This window comes from Thermomicrobiales bacterium (assembly GCA_041390825.1).
GTDB lineage: Bacteria > Chloroflexota > Chloroflexia > Thermomicrobiales > UBA6265 > JAMLHN01.
Genome location: JAWKPF010000055.1, coordinates 1 through 16,680, shown reverse-complemented (window position 1 = coordinate 16,680; position 16,680 = coordinate 1). Strand labels below are relative to the sequence as shown.

Here is a 16,680-nt window from a genome sequence, read left to right as displayed (position 1 = left end):
GCTCTCATCTGTGCGTGATCCGGAACTGGTGCTCGGCTTGCTGGCCAAGTCGCTGGAGTTGCGCGAGGATCGCGATACTCCCGTGCTCGACCGGTTGCACGAGCGGCTCGACGACAAGCGAATCCTGATCATCCTCGACGGGTTCGAGCACGTGCTCGGCGCATCGCGCGCGATTACGGAGTTGCTCACACGGGTGACTGGGCCGGTTGTGCTCGCCACCAGCCGCGCTCCATTGCGCATTACCGCCGAACACGAATACCTGCTTGCACCGCTCGCCCTGCCACCGGCCGATGGCGATCGCTCACCGGAAGCGCTTCTGGAGAACACCGCGGTCGCGCTGTTTGTCGACCGCGCCCGCGCCGTGCGCAATACGTTCGAGCTCACGCCGGAGAATGCGGATGCGGTGGCCGAGGTTTGCCGCCGGCTCGACGGGTTGCCGCTCGCTATCGAGCTTGCCGCAGCCCGCACCAAGATCCTATCGCCCCAGGCATTGCTTTCCCGCCTTTCGAACCGATTGCAGCTGCTGACCGGCGGTCCGCGCGATGTGCCCTCCCGTTTGCAGACCATGCGGGACGCGATCGCATGGTCGTACGATCTGCTTTCGCCCGAGCACAAGGCGGTCTTTCAACACATCAGCGTCTTTTCGGGCGGCTTCAATCTCGATGAAGCTGCTGCCATCGAGGGCTTTTCTCAGGATGACCCCTTCGCCATGGGCGATGGCGGCGATCCGCTCGAGCTCTTCGATGCCATTGCCTCGCTGGTTGACAGCAGTATGGTATTGGCCGATCGCTCGTCGGAATCCGAGGCGCGGTTTCTCATTCTCGAAACCATGCGCGAGTTTGGCCTGGAGCAGCTGGAAGCAACCGGTGATTCCGATGTCTTCCTGCGGCGACATGCGCTTGCCTTCCTGCGGCTGGCGGAAAAGACCGATGAGTACATCTGGGGGCCGGAAGCCTATCGTTGGGTGCGTCGCCTCGATCAGGAGAACGACAACATCCGGCATGCGATGGAATGGACCATTGCCAACGAGCCTGTGCTGGCGCTGCGTCTGGCTGGGAAACTCTGGTGGTATTGGCAAACGCGCGGCTACCTGACCGAAGGACGCAGCTGGATTCGCCGATCGCTCGAAGCCGCGCCATACGAACCGAGCGACGATCGCTTGCAGGCGCTCTTCGGGGGCGGGTTTCTGGCGGGTATGCAGGGCGACCCGCTTGCCGCAATCCCCTATCTGGAGGAGTGTCGTCGCGTCGTTGCCGAATCGGAGGAAGTCGGGCGCGAGGGACAGGTCGAGTTCCTCGAAAGCTTCGTGCTCGGCAGTCAGGGCGATCATGTGGGCGCCGAAGCCGCTGCACGCACCGCGCTCGGGCAGATGACCCGGGTGAGCGCCGCCGCTCGTGTGCCTTTTGCCCACAATCGGCTCGGTATCGAGCTGGCCGCGCTTGGGCGTCATGAAGAAAGCGAGCAGCATTTCCGGCAAGCGCTGGAGCTTTGGCAGGTGCGCGGCAACGAATGGGGCGTCGTGACCGCGCTGATCAATCTCGCCATCGCCGCGCGCAACAAGGGTGACTACGCGCAAGCAGTCACCGATCTGGTCAGCTGCCTGGAGCCAGCGCATCGCCAGGGTGATCCATGGGGCGAAGCGGAAACGCGATTGACGCTGGCGGGGCTGGCAGCCATCCTGGGAGACAACATCGCCGCAACCCGCTTCCACGCGTCGGCCGAGGAGATTCGCAAGAAGATCGGTCTGAGCTTGCAGGAATACATCGATCCGGCATTGCTCGATGGCGACAAGTTGCTGGAGCGATTGCAGGATCCGGCCTATGCCGCCGCCTGGGCCGAAGGGCAAACAGCGACCATGGAACAGCTCATGACCTGGGCGGAGGAACTGCAGGAATTGGCCCGGTCTGGGCGGCGATCCGCGCCCGCATCCGCGCATGTGGCGGTTCCGATACCGGCGGCCAGTCGCTTTCCGGTGTCGCAAAGCATCCTGTCGCCGCGTGAGCTCGAGGTGTTGCGCCTCATGGCCGAGGGGCTTTCCAGCCGTGAGATCGGCGAGCGGCTCTTTATCAGCCCACGGACCGCCACCACACATGTGGCCAATATCTTCTCCAAACTCGAGGTCGATAGCCGCGCATCGGCTGTGACCGCGGGGTTCCGGTTGGGGTTGATCTAGCGCGTTCGAACGCTGCGCTTGCGTCGCGCGGGGACATGCCAGGTACGATCCGGGTTGTCTCTGCGGATGTGATCCCGAATCATGAAACGGCCTGTCGGCAGTCGATCTGGACACGCTCGGACGAGTGCGCGAGACTGCTCACCGGTTTCTCACCACTTCAGGTAAAGTGTGGTCGGACGGGTAGTGTTCTGCCTAGCCATGCCACCTTCCCTCCTATAAACTGAAGTCTATCGATCGCCAGACCACACTGGGACCTGCCCCGGAAATTCCGGAACACGTCACACCCACCCCATGTTGTGCGTTCTACTGACTAACTGATACCAAGTACGGCGACCGGTTGCATTTCAGCTCTTGATTCGGACTCACGTATGTCCCGGTTTCGCATTCCTTCGATCTGCATCCTTCTGCTTCTCCTGATCGGCATGGCGCCGGCGCCGAGCGCACTTGCGCAGGAACCGGAGCCGCGCGAAGGCTGGGGCTCCGCGACTGTCTCGGACGATCTCATCGTCTGGGTGCAGGATGGCGCTGGCCCATCTGCCACCGAGTTTGCGGACACATGGGCGCCTGAGCTCACCCGAGCCCTGGACGAGCTCACGCGTTTCCTGAACGTTCCCAACGTTGAGCAGCACATTCAGGTCGAGGTCTATCGGGATATCGCCGCGTATCAGGCTGCTGTCGACACAATCGAGCGTGTCGAGCTCGACGGGCAGATCGCGGTGGCCGATCCGGCAAATGCCGTGATCGTGCTGCCGATCGATTCCTTCCGGTCCCTCACCCCGTTGGATGCTGAGAACCAGCTGCGCCATGCCATCTCGCACATCGTGACTGGCTGGGCGACCGGGTTCAACATGCCACGCGGTTTCGACGAGGGACTCGCGCAGTATGTCGAGAAACCAAACCTGCCGGTGCAGGCGCGGTTGGCCGCGCTGGTGCAATCGGCATCGCAGGACGGCAAGCTCACGTCATGGTCGAATCTCAACCGCGCGATCCCACTCGACAAAGATGACATCGAACGCGCGCAGAACTATTCCATCGTCGCGTATCTCATCAAACATCAGGGCTTACCTGATCTCTGGGCGTTTCTCGAAGGGCTGAAAACCGCGGAGACCTGGCGCGACGCCATGAACCTCGCGTTCGAGCCGACGACCTCGGATCAGATCGAACGCCAGTGGAAAGAGGATATTCCTGCGTGGGCCGCGGGCGATTGGCGCTGGAATCTGATGACCGGGTTCGATCTCGAATCTGCCCGGCAGCAACTGGCGCGTGGCAATTTCGAAGGCGCGGCGAGCGCACTGGAGATTTCTGAGCAGCTGCTGCGTGATGTGAATGCGCCGGAACTGGCGGCGGAAGTGGCCGAACTGAAGGATCAGGCGCGGATTGGCGACCTGGCCGAGACCAAGATGGCCGAAGCGCAGCAAGCCCTGGAGCAGTTCGTCTACGATCGCGCTGCCGCCGCGGTGGCTCAGGCTGAGGAGCAATATGCCCAGCTGCCACCGGAAATCCGGCCAGACGAGCTGATTGCCACCTACAAGGACATGGCGGCCCGCGGTATGGCGGCCACCAACCAACTCCAGATCGCCCATATCCAGGCGGGAAACTGGGCCGACTATGCCGATACCCGTGCTGCGGCTGTTGCGGCGGGCGCCGATTTCGCGGCGCTCGGTGACGCCGAGCAACGGGACGATGCCGATCGACTGGTGAGCGCGCTCGATCAGGAGCAGCTGCGGATCGTCTTGCTGCTCGGGGCGCTCGCGGCGCTGACGTTCGGCTGGCTTTTCCTCTGGTTGCGCACGCGCGGTCCGCAACCGTTGCGCTGGGAGTAGCAAATGGCGACGCGAGTCCAGCTCCCAGCGATATCGTTTCCTGAACTTCGCCGCTCGGCCTCCTGGCGGCCAGCGCTTCCGGCCGATCCAAAGACGGCTGTCTGGCGACTGGCCACCGCGCCTTGGTGGCTTTGGTCGGATATGCCCGCCCTCCCCTATCCCGCGCGGAACCCCAAGCTCCCCCCGGGTGGGCTTGCGGGTGAATGGGTGGTGTCCGGGATCGACCGTATCGCCACCCGCATCTGGATCCAGCGGGCCATGGCGATCGTGGCGCGAGGGATCTGGCTCACGATTCTGATCGGATGTCTCTGGTTGATCGTCGACCTGATCGGCGGCCCAGTTCTGAACATCGAGATCTTGCTCGGAATCGGCATAGCGCTGTTGCTCTGCTCGCTGGTGGTGGCCGGGTTGAGCCGGCCGACTCGCGCGCAGGTGGCGCGCATGCTCGACCGCTCGTTCGTCTTGCACGAACGGATCGCGACCGCGCTCGGCAATATCGGGGTGGACCTGCCAGTCGAGGGCGAGCCGGTCGATGTCGTCTATCTCCAGGTCGCCGATGCCGCCAATGCCATCACGGTGGCGCAGGAACATGCCTCGTTCCGGTTGCGCCCACCGGTGCGCGAGCTGGTCATGGCAATCGCGCTTGGGCTCGCCTTTGCCGCGCTGGCGTTTGCGCGGGGCGCCGGGGGCGGCGTTCCGCCGACAGAATCGAATGTGGTGCCGGCCTTTGTCCCCGCAGCGGAACGGTTCGTGCAGCCCGGAGGTAGCCGCTCAGCCGCCAGACACCCAGGACGTGCCCACGGTGGAAGAGGTCGAAGCGATGATGCAGACCTCGATCACCAATCAGGAGGACCTCCGACGTCTGGCCGATGCGTTGGCCGATCACGCGTTGACCAGCGAGGCTGCCGATCTCATCGATCGGGGACTGTACGGCGCCGCAGCCGAAGAACTGCGGGATGTGTCCAGCCAGGCCGGTGAGCTCTCCGATCAAGCACGCGCCGATCTGGCCGGCGACCTGAGCCAGGCCGCGGCCGAGATGTCCGACGGGAACAAGACGCTTTCGGAAACGACCCAGGAGGCTGCCGAGGGACTGGAGCAGGGCGGCGAAGCTGCCCAGAACGGCATACGCGACCTGGCCAATGCGGTGGAGCAAAGCGGGCAACAGGTGCAGTCGTCCGAAGCGCTCGATCAAGCCATGCAGCAAGCCCAGGAGCACGCGGCGGCCAACGCATCTCAGCAGAGCGATCAATTGAGCGCCGGCAACGAAGGATTGCCATCACCGAACGACTCGTCCGGAAACTCCTCAGAATCGAACCCGTCCAGCGCGAGTGGAAGCCAGCCGGGCAATCCGGGAGAGTCAAGTTCAGATTCCGGCGCAGAAGCCGAAGCGGGTATTGGCGACGACTCCATGAGCTCCAGTGGCAAGGAAGGCGATGGCGCTCCCGCCGAATCGAACGCTCCCAGTGACACGGAGGGGGCTCCCGGAGATAGCAGCGCGCAGCAGCCGGGAGGCGGGACTGGTTCGCCAAGCGACGACACGGCCGAACAAACCGACGCCACCGAAGGCGACTCCAGCACCGGTTCCGGAGCGGGTGGCGAGAGCAACCAGGATGCGAGCAATCCGGCGGACGGCAGCGGCGGCGAAAACGAGCATCAGACCGATGGCAAGAAGGATCCATCCGCACCGAAGGTTTCCGATGAGACGGGCGAGGGTGACGATGCGAGTGGAGCAGGAGCCGATCCGCATCGGGCCATCGAGCTCCCCCGTTCGCCCGAGGGGCAATCGATTTCGATCGGGGGCAACTCTGGCGCGTCGAGCTCCGGATCAGGCGCGGGAGTCACGGTCAGCAGCGGCTCGACCGAACAGGGTGAGGTGGGCGAGGCGGGTCCGGACAGCAACCATGTGCCTCCCGAGTATCGCTCGATTGTCGAGAACTACTTCTCCGATCAGGACGATGGCTGATGAACGGTCTGCTCACGTCCATTCGAGACAGATTTGGCGGAACGGTTTCGCCTGACCAGCATGCCGTTGCGCCCGCGCGCGAGCAGGTGGTGTTCGATGAGGAGTTGCTGGCTCGCCTGCGAAAGCTGACGTTGCTTTCGAATGCGTCGGTGTCGCATGGGTTAGCTGGTGAGCATCGCTCACAACGGCGTGGTTCGTCGCCGGAGTTTGCCGATTTCAAGAGCTATTCCCAAGGCGACGACTTTCGCCGGATCGACTGGAATATCTACAGCCGGCTGGGTGAGCTTTTCATCCGGTTGAGCGAAGTCACGACCGAGCTGACCGTGCATCTCCTGCTGACGCGTCGGGCTCCATGGATTGGTCTGGCGATCCGCAGCGCATGACCAAGTTCACCTATGCGCGGCGAGTGACCGGATCGCTCGGATATGTCGGGCTCTGGCATTTCGACCGGTTGTCGATCACGCCATTCAGCAATCAGCTCGGGCATCCATTCGGGCCGTCTCACGGCCGCTCGAACATCACCCCGATGCTGAAGTACCTGACCGACCTGCCGGCAAGCGGGACGACATCGTTCGCCGAATCGGTCGAGCGCTATGCGCGGGCCCGGAAGCGGCCCGGCGTGCTGATCGTGCTCTCCGATCTCCTCTCTGGCGAGCCGGATGAGATGCGGACGGCATTCCAGCTGCTGCGCAGCCGCGGTTGGCAGACGACTGTGGTGCAGATCGTCGATCCGGCCGAGCGTGATCCCGCGCTTGCATTTCCGGTGGGCGCGAACGCGCAGCCGCTGACTATCGAGCTCATCGATCTGGAGCAAGCTTCCCGCCTGCAGATCACACCGACGCAATCCGCGCTCGCCGATTACACGCGTGCATTGTCGGCATGGCAGGCCGATGTCGAGGCGGTCTGCGCGTCCGAGCAGATTCCGCTGATCACCCTGCAAACCGACTGGCCATTCGAAACCGTGGTGCTCGGGTTGCTGGCGCAACGGGGGGTGGTTGGATGAGCGAACGAAGGTTCAGCATCCGGTGCCCAGGGTCCAGGGTGAGGCGTTCAGAGGGATCCTGGTCAGAGGACGGACGCCCATGAGCAGCCTGCAGTTCCTTGCGCCAATCGGCTTGCTGGCGTTGATCGGCATTCCCTTGGTCATCTTTTTTCACATGCGTCACACCACACCGGTGGAGCGGCCTGTGCCCACATTGCGCTTCTGGCGGCTTGTGGCGCCCGCGCCCACTGACGACGCCCGATTGCGCCGGCCGCCGATTTCGTTGTTGCTGCTGCTGCAATTGCTGGCTGTCGGCGCCCTGGGACTGGCGTTGGCGCGGCCCGCGGTGGCGGACGCCTGGGCCGGGCTCACGCAGCGCACCGAGCCAAAGCATCTGGTGATCCTGCTCGATGGTTCGACCAGCATGGCCGCCACCGATGTCGATTCTGGCAGCGATCGCTTCACCGTGGCAAAAGAATTGGCGGCTGAGCGTGTTGGTGAGTTGCGGGACGGCGACGTAGCGACTGTCATGTTGTTGGGAACCTCGGTGCAATCGTTCGAGGCGACCGACGGCGCGGGTCTGCGTACGCTGGAAACGCGAGTACGGGAGCTTTCATTGCCGGGAGGGCGCGCCGATCTGAACGCGGCACTGGTTCTGACGAGCAATCTGATGCTGCCCGATCTGGAAAACCAGGTTGTGGTGATCACCGATGGCGCGGTGGCTGCCGATCGCTCGGTTGCGGCCAATGTGCATGCCCCTATCGAGTTGCTCCTGGTCGGGCGGGCCAGCGCGGCCAACCTGGCCGTGGTCCAGCTGACGGCGCGAGCGTCTGGCGACAATGCCAACCAGACCGAGCTCTTTGCCCGGCTGGCGAACTTCAGCGATCAGCAGGTCAACGCGACGGTCTCGGTCTTCGCCAACGGAATCGTGGTGGATTCAGAGAACCTGCAAATCGACGCGAATGCAACGGTCGATTTCATCTCGGATCTGCTGCCGAGCGATGTTTCCCGCCTGCGCGTCGAGCTCCAGGCGAACACGGATGACGCGTTGCCAGCCGACAACGCCGCCGAATTGGTGTTGGCGCGCGATAGCGATCTGGCGCAGCGCATCTTGCTCGTGTCGGATACGCCGTTGGTGCTGCAGCGGGCGCTGACTTCGCTTCCCGGCGCGCAAGTGACCACGATTTCCACGACCGAGCATCTGAACGGCGATATTCCGGCCGGACCGTACGATCTCTACGTCTTCGAGGGATACACGCCCGTGAGCGCGGATGAAATCGTCGCGCCGGCCTTTTTCGTCGATCCGCCGGTGGATGGGTTGCTGCCGACGACCGGGGTGATGACAGCTGCCTCGGTGCAGCATGTGCGCGCGGGTGATCCGTTGTTGGATGGCGTCGATCTGACCGGGCTCACCGCCGGTGAAACCCCGATCCTGCAGATGTCCGAAGGCGATACAGCCGTGGTCGAGGGCGAAGGCGGTCCGCTTCTCTATCGCGGAGCGGCGCCCGGCTCGACCGAGCCGATGGTTGTGCTGGCCATCAGTCTCCAGGAGAGCGCGCTGCCGCAGCGGATCGCCTTCCCAATTCTGACCGCAAACGTGGTGCGCGCGTTGGCTCCGGCGGCGTTGCCGGATTCGGCCGCGCTGGGTGACCCGGTAACCATCGAGCCGCGCGCGGGCGCGGCTACCGTGCGCATCGTTTCCCCGTCCGGCATCGAAACCGACATTCCGGTTTCGGTCGACGCAGGTGGGGCTATCGAGACCGTCGTCTTCCCGACCACCGGCGAGGCGGGTGAATATACCGTGCAGGAGCTCAGCACGAGCGGGCGCGCGGGCGCGACTGGTTCGTTTGTAGTCAATGCCGGACATCCGGTGGAGTCGAATCTGCGCGCCAACGAGGAGCTGCCCGAGGCGCTGGCCCAGGCAGCGGCGTCGGATGAGGTCGGGACGACTCGACGTGGGCTTGGCGATCTCTGGCCGGCGCTGGCAGCGCTTGCCGTTGGGGTGCTTGTATTCGAGTGGCTGTGGTTGAGCGCTGGCGGAGGGGTGCGCCGTGGGAATCGCTCGTTGAGAGGAGCGCGCGCATGAATCTCCCCTTCGATCTGACGTTTGCGCGGCCCGGCTGGCTATGGCTTCTCGTGCTCGTGCCGTTGGTGCTGCTGGTCGGCTACCTGATGGGCCGCAAGCAAGGCGTGCGCCCGGCGAGTATTTGGCTCCGCGCCGCCGCTCTGACCTTGCTCGTGCTGGCGCTGGCGGAGCCGCTCTGGTCCTCTGGCGCTGCGGCGCCAGCCACTGTGATCGTCGTCGACCGATCGGCCAGTCTTTCGGCTGGAACCTCCTCCAGCGTGGTCGATTGGCTCAATAGCGCATTGAGCAGCGCTGGGTCAGATGACCGCGCGGCGATCGTTACGTTTGGCGGCAACGCTCTGGTCGATCAACCGGCCGGCGATGCCGATTCGATGGTGTTCGATGCGCAAACAGACGAAGCGATCGAGAGCGATGCCACCAACATTGGCGGGGCGCTGGCGGTCGCGCGCACGCTGCCAGTGGGTGACACACGGCGCATCGTGCTCATTTCCGACGGCGCGGAGAACTCCGGTTCTGCCCTGGAACAGGCGGTGCAAGCAGCGTCTGAAGATACGGAAATCGATGTGCTCACCGTCGACGGCATTGGCAGTAGCGACCTGCGAATCGATAGCGTTTCCGCGCCAGAGAAGGTCTGGCACGGCGAATCGATGACAGTGCAAGCGAATGTGGTGTCGTCCGAGGAAGGGAGCGGCACGATTCGCCTCTTCGTCGGAGAGGACGATGTGGCGGAGCAAGCGGTCGATTTCCGCATTGGGCTCAATACCTACACCTTTACCCTCGCGGACCTCGATCCTGGTTTCCACCAGATGCGCATCGAGCTCGATCCCGGCTCCACGGCAGACGCGTTCCTGGAAAACAACGCGCAGCCGTTCGGTGTGGTCGTGCGCGATGCTCCGCACCTGCTCTTTGTCTCGCAGGAAGGAGCCGACAACTCCTTCCTCATTCACCAGCTGGAAGACCAGGGGGTGCACGTCTCTCAGGTGCTGCCTGTTGGCATTCCTGAGCGGCTTTCGGAACTCGCAGTCTATGACGCGATCGTGCTCGACAATGTGCCGGCAAGCGACTTCACCATTGGCCAGATCGCTGCTCTGGAACAGAGCACGAAAACGCTGGGGCGCGGCCTGATCGTGATTGGTGGCACCAGCGCCTTCGGCCCGGGCGGCTACGCAAACACTCCGCTGGAAGACCTGCTTCCCGTCGATGTGAAAGTGACCGAAGGGAAAGAGCGGCAGCGTGTCGCCTTGCTGTTGATCATCGACAAGTCGGGATCGATGGCGCTCGACCCGTCGGAGTCGATTTCCAAGATCGAGATGGCCAAGGAAGCGGTGAAGCTGGCCGCGGGAGCGTTGCTCGATGGCGACGAGATCGCGGTATTGGCGTTCAACGACCAACAGCAATGGATCATGCGGCTGACCCGCATCGATGGACAAGACGACCGCGACCGGATCTACGCGTCGGTCAACGAACTCGAGTCCGACGGTGGCACGGAGATCTATCCAGCCCTCGACATCGGGTTCGACGAAATCTCGAAGTCGGAAGCCGATGTGCGTCACATCGTCCTCCTCTCCGACGGCAAGTCGTCCACCGGCACGCGCGAGAGCTACACCAAGCTGGTGCAGGAGATGCAGCAGTCGGGCACAACCCTTTCCACCATCGCGATTGGGGACGATGCCGACACCGACCTGTTGCAGTACCTGGCCGAAGCCGGCGACGGACACTACTACCCCGCGGTGTTGCCAGAAGACATTCCGCAAATGACCTTGCAGGAAGCGCAGAGCGCAGGCAGCCAGTCGGTGGTGCGTGGGTCCTTCCAACCCATTCAAACCATGGCCAGTCCGATCATGGACGGTTTCGCGCCAGAGGATCTGCCGGTCCTTGCCGGATACGACTATACCGAGATCAAGTCGGGCGCGCAGCTCGTGCTTTCGAGCAATCGCGACGATCCGGTGCTGGCGAAATGGCAATACGGACTGGGGCGCGTGGTGGCCTGGACCGCCGATGACGGGGTCGATTTCGCCAATACCTGGCAGAGCTGGGATGGCTATGGCGACTTTTGGGAGAACGTGGTCCAGTGGGCGCTGCCCGACCCGGAACGGGGGGCTGTGGAAGTGACTTCTGAGCGGAGCGGATCGGACGCGCTCATCACCCTTTCGTCGACGGGCGATGGCGGGGATTATGTCGATCTATCAAACGCTACGGTCACGATCACAGGTCCCGGCGGTGAGCCATCGGCGCCATTGAAACCCTATCAGTCGGCGCCGGGCGAATGGCAGTTGCGGGTCCAGAATCCGGAGGCCGGGGCGTATCAGATCTCTGTGGATACCGGAGAAGGATCAACGGGCAATGCGTCGCTTTCGACGTTTTCGATCCCGCCGTCAGCGGAGCTCAAACCCGATTCCGGCGCGGCGGACTTGATGAAGCAACTGGCCAGTCGAACCGGTGGCCGGGTCCTTTCCCTGGACGATCCCGGCGCGCTCTTCGATGCGCCGCCCATGGACGGTAGCGGCATTGCCAGCTACCGCGCGGTCTGGTGGTTCCCGTTGAGCCTCGGGCTCCTCCTGGTGTTGCTGGAGCTGGGCTATCGCTACAACGCGCTGGACCGCTTGCGGAGGCCGCTGCGGTCCTGATCTCCCCTCCCTCCGAAGGGCCCTCCGGGTGATCACGAGAGCCGTTTGACTGTCAGTCCGAGCGACAGCAAGTTGTCCTGGAACCAACTGTTGCTGGTCCCCGAAAGTGGCGCAGTTCAGTCCGTGTCGTCGTCTTCTTCGGAATCGGCTGGGCGTGGCGGTTCTGGAGCATCCGATCGACTGATTGCGGCAGGATCGACGCTGATCACGACGTCTTGAGGTTCATTGCTGCCGGCTGCCGAAGGGGACAAGGGGGCTGGTCCGAGCTGGTCGCGCGGAGTCATGGCGAAGGGAGGCTCCACCTGGGTGGACTCGGGCGGTGCGGCTGCCGGCATTGGAGCAACCACAGGAGTGGGATCAGGCTCCTCTTCGAAGCCAAACGCGCCGAAGAGCCATTGCGAAGCCACCTCCATCCAGTCATCGATCTGATCGTAGGCGCAATGGCCGGACTGCTCGTACCAGATGAGGGTGGCGAGGTCTCCCAGACTGGCCGCAACGTGCATGGCCTCGGTCGAGGGGATCAGGCGATCCTGGGCCGCGCCGACGACCAGGACAGGGCACTTGATACGGTGCAGCACGTCGGAGACACCGAAATCCTGCAAGGCGTAGGGCAGCGAGGCTGCCTGCCCTGCCAGAGCGACCAGGTGGCGCGCGGCGACGGGTGGCACATTTGCGGCCCAGAATCGCGGTTCAAACGGCGGCGAAACGGCGATGACTGCGCCTATGCGCCGGTCGAGCGCGGCGGCGCGCAAGGCGACCGAGCTGCCGATACTCACGCCCAACAGCGCGATGCACTCTTCATCCAGATCGCGGTCGTGTTTGGCCAGCGCATAGATACCGTCGGTGATATCGTCGCAATGGCTCGAGAGTTTCAGGTTCCCCGCAGCTTCCCCGGTGCCCGGCCAGTCGAGCGTGAGCACCGCGAATCCAGCGTCGCGCAGGCGGGCGGTCCAGAGCAGGAGTTCCTCTTTGGTGGTGGTCGCGCCGTTCAACAAGCAAACGAGCGGCATTGGGCGCTCGGCATCTTCCGGTTTGCAGAGATAGGCCTGAAGTTCCCGGGTACGCCAGGGAAGCGTGAGTCGCCGGGTCTCGAAGATGAGCTTGGGAATCGACTGCGAAAACGCTTGCACCGACGAAGCGCGCAAGGTGCGGATGGTGCGCGGATCGTCGTCGCTGAGCAGGTTGGCAACGTGGTAGCACATCGACGCGTTGCGCCTGGCCGCAGCGGCGCGCATCCAGTCACCCTGCGATTCTTCGCGGCGAGACTCCGAGAGGAATCGCTGCGCCGCCCGGCTCCATGCCCCTACCCAATCGTTGACTCGCTGCACTTCGCCGAGGGCCCGGTCGGTGGTCGACTGCGGGATGAGCATAGCATCGAGCCGATAGCGAAAGTCGTCTGGCACGATTTTCGGCTGTGGCCGCATCCAACGCGGGCCGCCGCGTCCGCCAAGCAGGCGACTCAACGGCGAGGAACGCTCTGACCGAGGCGGTGCCGCCCAGGAGCTCGATTCGATCGCGTCGTTTTCGGGGGTGTTGTCGGTCATTCTTGTCCGGTCCAGCGATGTTCGCGCATGCGCGTCAGCGTCTCGGCGACGAGTGGAAGATCGTCTTCGAACCGGGCCGTGATGATGAGTTGTTCGATGCGCGTCGTGGAGCGGCGGGCGTGCGCCACGGATTCGTCGACAAGTGCTTCGATCATTTGCGTGCGTGCTTCCACGCTCTCGTCGGCGCCGATACCCATGAGCGGGAGCGCGACACTGCGAAAACGGTGCTCGTCGGCAAGACGCAATGCGCTCGCGATGCCGCGGCGCATCGTGGACCGCTCGATCCGCTGACCGAGCTGCTCGGCCACGACCGCGTGAATGATGGCTTCGATACCGCGGTCGGCCAGACGTCCTGACGAGGTGACGATCGCGGCTCCGGGTTCGATGGGCGCTGCTGACATTGCTTCCCGTTCGACGTCCAGCCCGGCGCTCGACCGAACTGCGCTTATCGCTCCGGTGCCCATGACTCCCCGGCTATTGGCCGGGTAGATCACTGCCTGAACGGGCTGATCGACGGTTTCTCCAAGCGTTGTGACAATGCGCATCCGGCCAAAACGGGCCTGGTGCGTATCGATTGTTTCAGGCATCCAGCTCATCCAGGAAGACGCGTGCGGGCGCGATCGAAAAACAGTCTACCATCGCTTCCCGAGTGAACCCTGGCGGCGAATGTGCCGGGTCCTACTCTGCCTGGATGTTGGCGAGTGTGTTCGACTTCAACGCGGCGTCTTCCCCGATTTGCAGGTAATAGATCGTGTCCCCAATCCAATAGCAACTGCCGACCGGTTGCGTGCCCTCGAGCGTGCCGAGTTCATCGCCCTCGTAGGAGATGACGTGCAGGCTCGATCCTCCGGTGACCACGATTTCCTCTCCACTGGTGGCAAACGCATAGCCGCCGGTGCCGTCGAAGGGCGCGTTCGCGATCGCAACACCCGGGGCATCGGTCCAGGCGACCACGACCCGGTCGCCTGCGGAATAGGCCATAAGGCCTCCTCCCGGGCTAAGAACCGGTGGTCCGACGAAGCCGTAGGGGTTGTCACCCAGGGGAGATTCCGCACCCGACCAGTCGACGAAAATCCATTCTGAGCTGGTTGGCAGATAGATGCCGCTCTCGGAATAGAGCGGTCGAGCGCCACCGAGCGTATAGTCGCTCGATGTCCAAAGCACGCCGTTGTCCGTTCCATCGATTGCTGCCGAGCGAAGCTCCATGATCCCGCTGCCTTGATAGATTCGCAGGAAATAGAAGGTGGTCCCATCGCCCCCAATGGGCACATCGTCGCTGGCCCCGTCCGAGCTCGGTTCGACGTAGTTCACCTCGCCGCCGTCGCTGTTCCAAATGCCGACACGCGCGCCAGTGCTGCCAGGAGAGCTAAACATCAACCCTGCGCCAGACCAGACAGGCAGATCACCATTGCCAAACGTTACGACAAGTTCTCCGTCGAGATTCGCAACCGCGAGTTGGCCATCCGGTGCCGTAACGACATAGAGATTCATTCCAGGCGAAAACTCGAGCCGGCCGAGTGGAGAGGTCGTGCCGGATGGGAGGCCGGTGACGGTGTCCGACAAGTCGAGCCCCATTGGTTCGAGCGAATCGTCGACGGTTGGGACGACCGACGTCACTGATGCGTCGCCACCATAGGGATTCGCGCTGGTGTCGCCGCCTACTCCACTGGGTGAGCTGGTGCCTCCCACGGGCACGATTGGTGGCGACGAACCACTATCGCCTCCCTGGCCGGCGTATTGGCTTTCGCTTCCGTTGGCTGTGCCTACATCGTGGCTGTTGTCGGAGCCGTTGGTCTCGTCGCTGCCGTGCTGGCCGCTGTTGTCGCTGGACACGATCTGAGGCGAGTCGCCAGTATCCTGCGCGTCGCCGCTTTGCCCGTCCATGGGTGCGATCGTCGGCTGGCCGAATGGCTCCGACGGTGTCGTGGCCGCTTCGCTGCCAGGCGTGTCTGACGCACTCGATTCTGTGGTGGCCGTGCCCTCGGGAGACTCGACCTGAAGCACTTCGGGAGTCTCGATCGGCTGCGGTTCAGTCGGCTCAGGCGCCGATTTGGTGGCATCGACCGATATCTCAACCGGCGTTGCTGTTTCGGTTGGTGCTGGCGTCTCAGTCGGTGGGACCTCCGTCGCCGGCTCGTCCGTAGCCGTTGGCTCAGCCGGTGTCTTGGTAGCAGTTTCGGCTGCAACGGTGGGCGATTCAGAGGGCAGCTCGATGGCGGCCTCTTCGGGTTCCGGGGATTCTGCCTCTGAACCGCCCATACCGATTCCATTGCCGATTGGCGTGCCCTCGTCGACCGGCAGACTGGCAATGGAAACATCGCCCGGCTCCTCGGTCGGTGACATGATCTCTTCGCCAGCGGTCGCGGTCGGCTTGTCCTGCTCAGTCGACGGAGTCTTGGTCTTCTCGATGGCATAGACGAAGTTCGAATCGAGCGTGCTGGTCGGTTCGACCTCGACCGTTTCCGGTTCGTCAGCCGACCCCGCTGTCCTGGTTGGCTTTGCATCCACCACCGTGGGAGCGCCGACCTCAGTCGAGTCGGTCTCTGGAGTCTTTGGCACGACCAGGCGCGCAGTTTCGGTGGGACCGGCGGTTTCACCGAGCGCGGTGTTGGCATCCGTGGGGGTGAGATCGAGTTGCTGCGCCACTCCCCCACTCGGAGCATCGATAGACGGTCCTTCGACGCCTTGATCGTCCGCCATTCTGACCAGCAGGAAGACGGAAACCAGCGTGAGCATGGCAAGCGCGCCAACAGCTACCCGCAAACCGCTATTGCCAGCGGTGGCAGGCATCAGCGAGGACAGCGACCAACGGCTGCGACCCTTGCCGATCGTCTCGCGAATTTGCCGGTCGACCAGCGCGCTCGGCGGCAGCATGGGCAACGCGGCGAGTTCGCGGCCAAGCACCTCCGACTGCACAGCGAAGGCGCGGCACGATTCGCACGTCTGAAGGTGCACGAGAAGCGCCCGACTATCGGCACGATCGAGTTGCTCGTCCATGCGGGCCGAGATCAGCATCTCGGCTTCTTCATGGCTGAGGCGGCGCACACCGTCGGTCATTGCGGGTTCTCCATGGCGAGCCGAACTTCCGGATCGCCAGCCGACGGGCCGCCGTAGGCAGCGGCAAACGCCTTGCGCGCGCGGAACAGTCGTAGTTTGCAGGCGGTTTCGGTGATACCGAGCGCCTCGGCGGTTTCGATCAGGGAGAGCCCCTGGTAGTGGCGCAGCAGCAACGCTGCGCTGTAGTGCGGTGGCAGCTTGGCCAGCGTTTTCTCGACGTCATGCTTGCGCGTGACCGATCCCTCGATCTCCTCATCGCTGGCGGGATCGTTGCCCGGCGCAAACGGGATCCACTTGATGATCCGTTTGCGCCGTCCATTTGAAATGGCGGTGTTCGTCGCGATGCGATAGAGCCAGGACTTGAACGCCAAGTCGGGCCGCGTGGACGGCAGCGCCTTATACGCCTTTTCGAAGGTGTCCTGGGT

At 63.6% G+C, this 16,680-nt stretch carries 11 protein-coding genes; 7 read left to right on the top strand and 4 right to left on the bottom strand.

Annotated elements, in window-relative coordinates; genetic code table 11:
• The 7 genes from R2855_19165 to R2855_19135 all read left to right on the top strand — a co-directional run.
• The coding region (locus R2855_19165; protein ID MEZ4533122.1) for a LuxR C-terminal-related transcriptional regulator at nt 1-2,173 on the top strand (2,173 nt) is incomplete at its 5' end.
• A 368-nt stretch (nt 2,174-2,541) separates the two neighbouring features.
• Entirely contained in the window at nt 2,542-3,996 is a 1,455-nt protein-coding gene (locus R2855_19160; protein MEZ4533121.1) for a hypothetical protein, read from the top strand.
• Nucleotides 3,997-4,816: 820 nt separating this feature from the next.
• On the top strand, nt 4,817-5,959 hold the full coding sequence (locus tag R2855_19155) for a hypothetical protein (GenBank protein MEZ4533120.1): 1,143 nt from the start codon (nt 4,817-4,819) through the stop codon (nt 5,957-5,959).
• The gene (locus R2855_19150; GenBank protein ID MEZ4533119.1) at nt 5,959-6,342 is read left to right on the top strand and encodes a DUF58 domain-containing protein; all 384 of its coding nucleotides are present in this window, start codon (nt 5,959-5,961) and stop codon (nt 6,340-6,342) included. The genes R2855_19155 and R2855_19150 overlap by 1 nt, the downstream gene beginning before the upstream one ends.
• Nucleotides 6,339-6,962 (top strand): hypothetical protein, encoded by a 624-nt coding sequence (locus R2855_19145; GenBank protein ID MEZ4533118.1) that lies wholly within the window; start codon nt 6,339-6,341, stop codon nt 6,960-6,962. The genes R2855_19150 and R2855_19145 overlap by 4 nt, the downstream gene beginning before the upstream one ends.
• A gap of 79 nt (nt 6,963-7,041) precedes the next feature.
• Nucleotides 7,042-9,027 carry a BatA and WFA domain-containing protein gene (locus R2855_19140; GenBank protein ID MEZ4533117.1) on the top strand — a complete coding sequence of 662 codons (1,986 nt, stop codon included), beginning with the start codon at nt 7,042-7,044 and terminating at the stop codon, nt 9,025-9,027.
• Nucleotides 9,024-11,654: a VWA domain-containing protein gene (locus R2855_19135; protein MEZ4533116.1), complete on the top strand. Its 2,631-nt coding sequence runs from the start codon at nt 9,024-9,026 to the stop codon at nt 11,652-11,654. The genes R2855_19140 and R2855_19135 overlap by 4 nt, the downstream gene beginning before the upstream one ends.
• Before the next feature lie 116 nt (nt 11,655-11,770).
• Here R2855_19135 and R2855_19130 read toward each other — a convergent pair whose 3' ends face one another.
• The 4 genes from R2855_19130 to R2855_19115 all read right to left on the bottom strand — a co-directional run.
• A complete protein-coding gene (locus tag R2855_19130; GenBank protein MEZ4533115.1) occupies nt 11,771-13,198 on the bottom strand; it encodes an alpha/beta hydrolase in 1,428 nt (475 codons plus the stop codon).
• On the bottom strand, nt 13,195-13,785 hold the full coding sequence (locus tag R2855_19125) for a macro domain-containing protein (protein ID MEZ4533114.1): 591 nt from the start codon (nt 13,783-13,785) through the stop codon (nt 13,195-13,197). The genes R2855_19130 and R2855_19125 overlap by 4 nt, the downstream gene beginning before the upstream one ends.
• A gap of 91 nt (nt 13,786-13,876) precedes the next feature.
• Complete coding sequence (locus R2855_19120; GenBank protein MEZ4533113.1) at nt 13,877-16,255, bottom strand: zf-HC2 domain-containing protein; 2,379 nt, start codon at nt 16,253-16,255, stop codon at nt 13,877-13,879.
• Nucleotides 16,252-16,680: RNA polymerase sigma factor (locus R2855_19115; GenBank protein MEZ4533112.1), on the bottom strand; the 429-nt coding region annotated here is incomplete at its 5' end. The genes R2855_19120 and R2855_19115, both read right to left, overlap by 4 nt.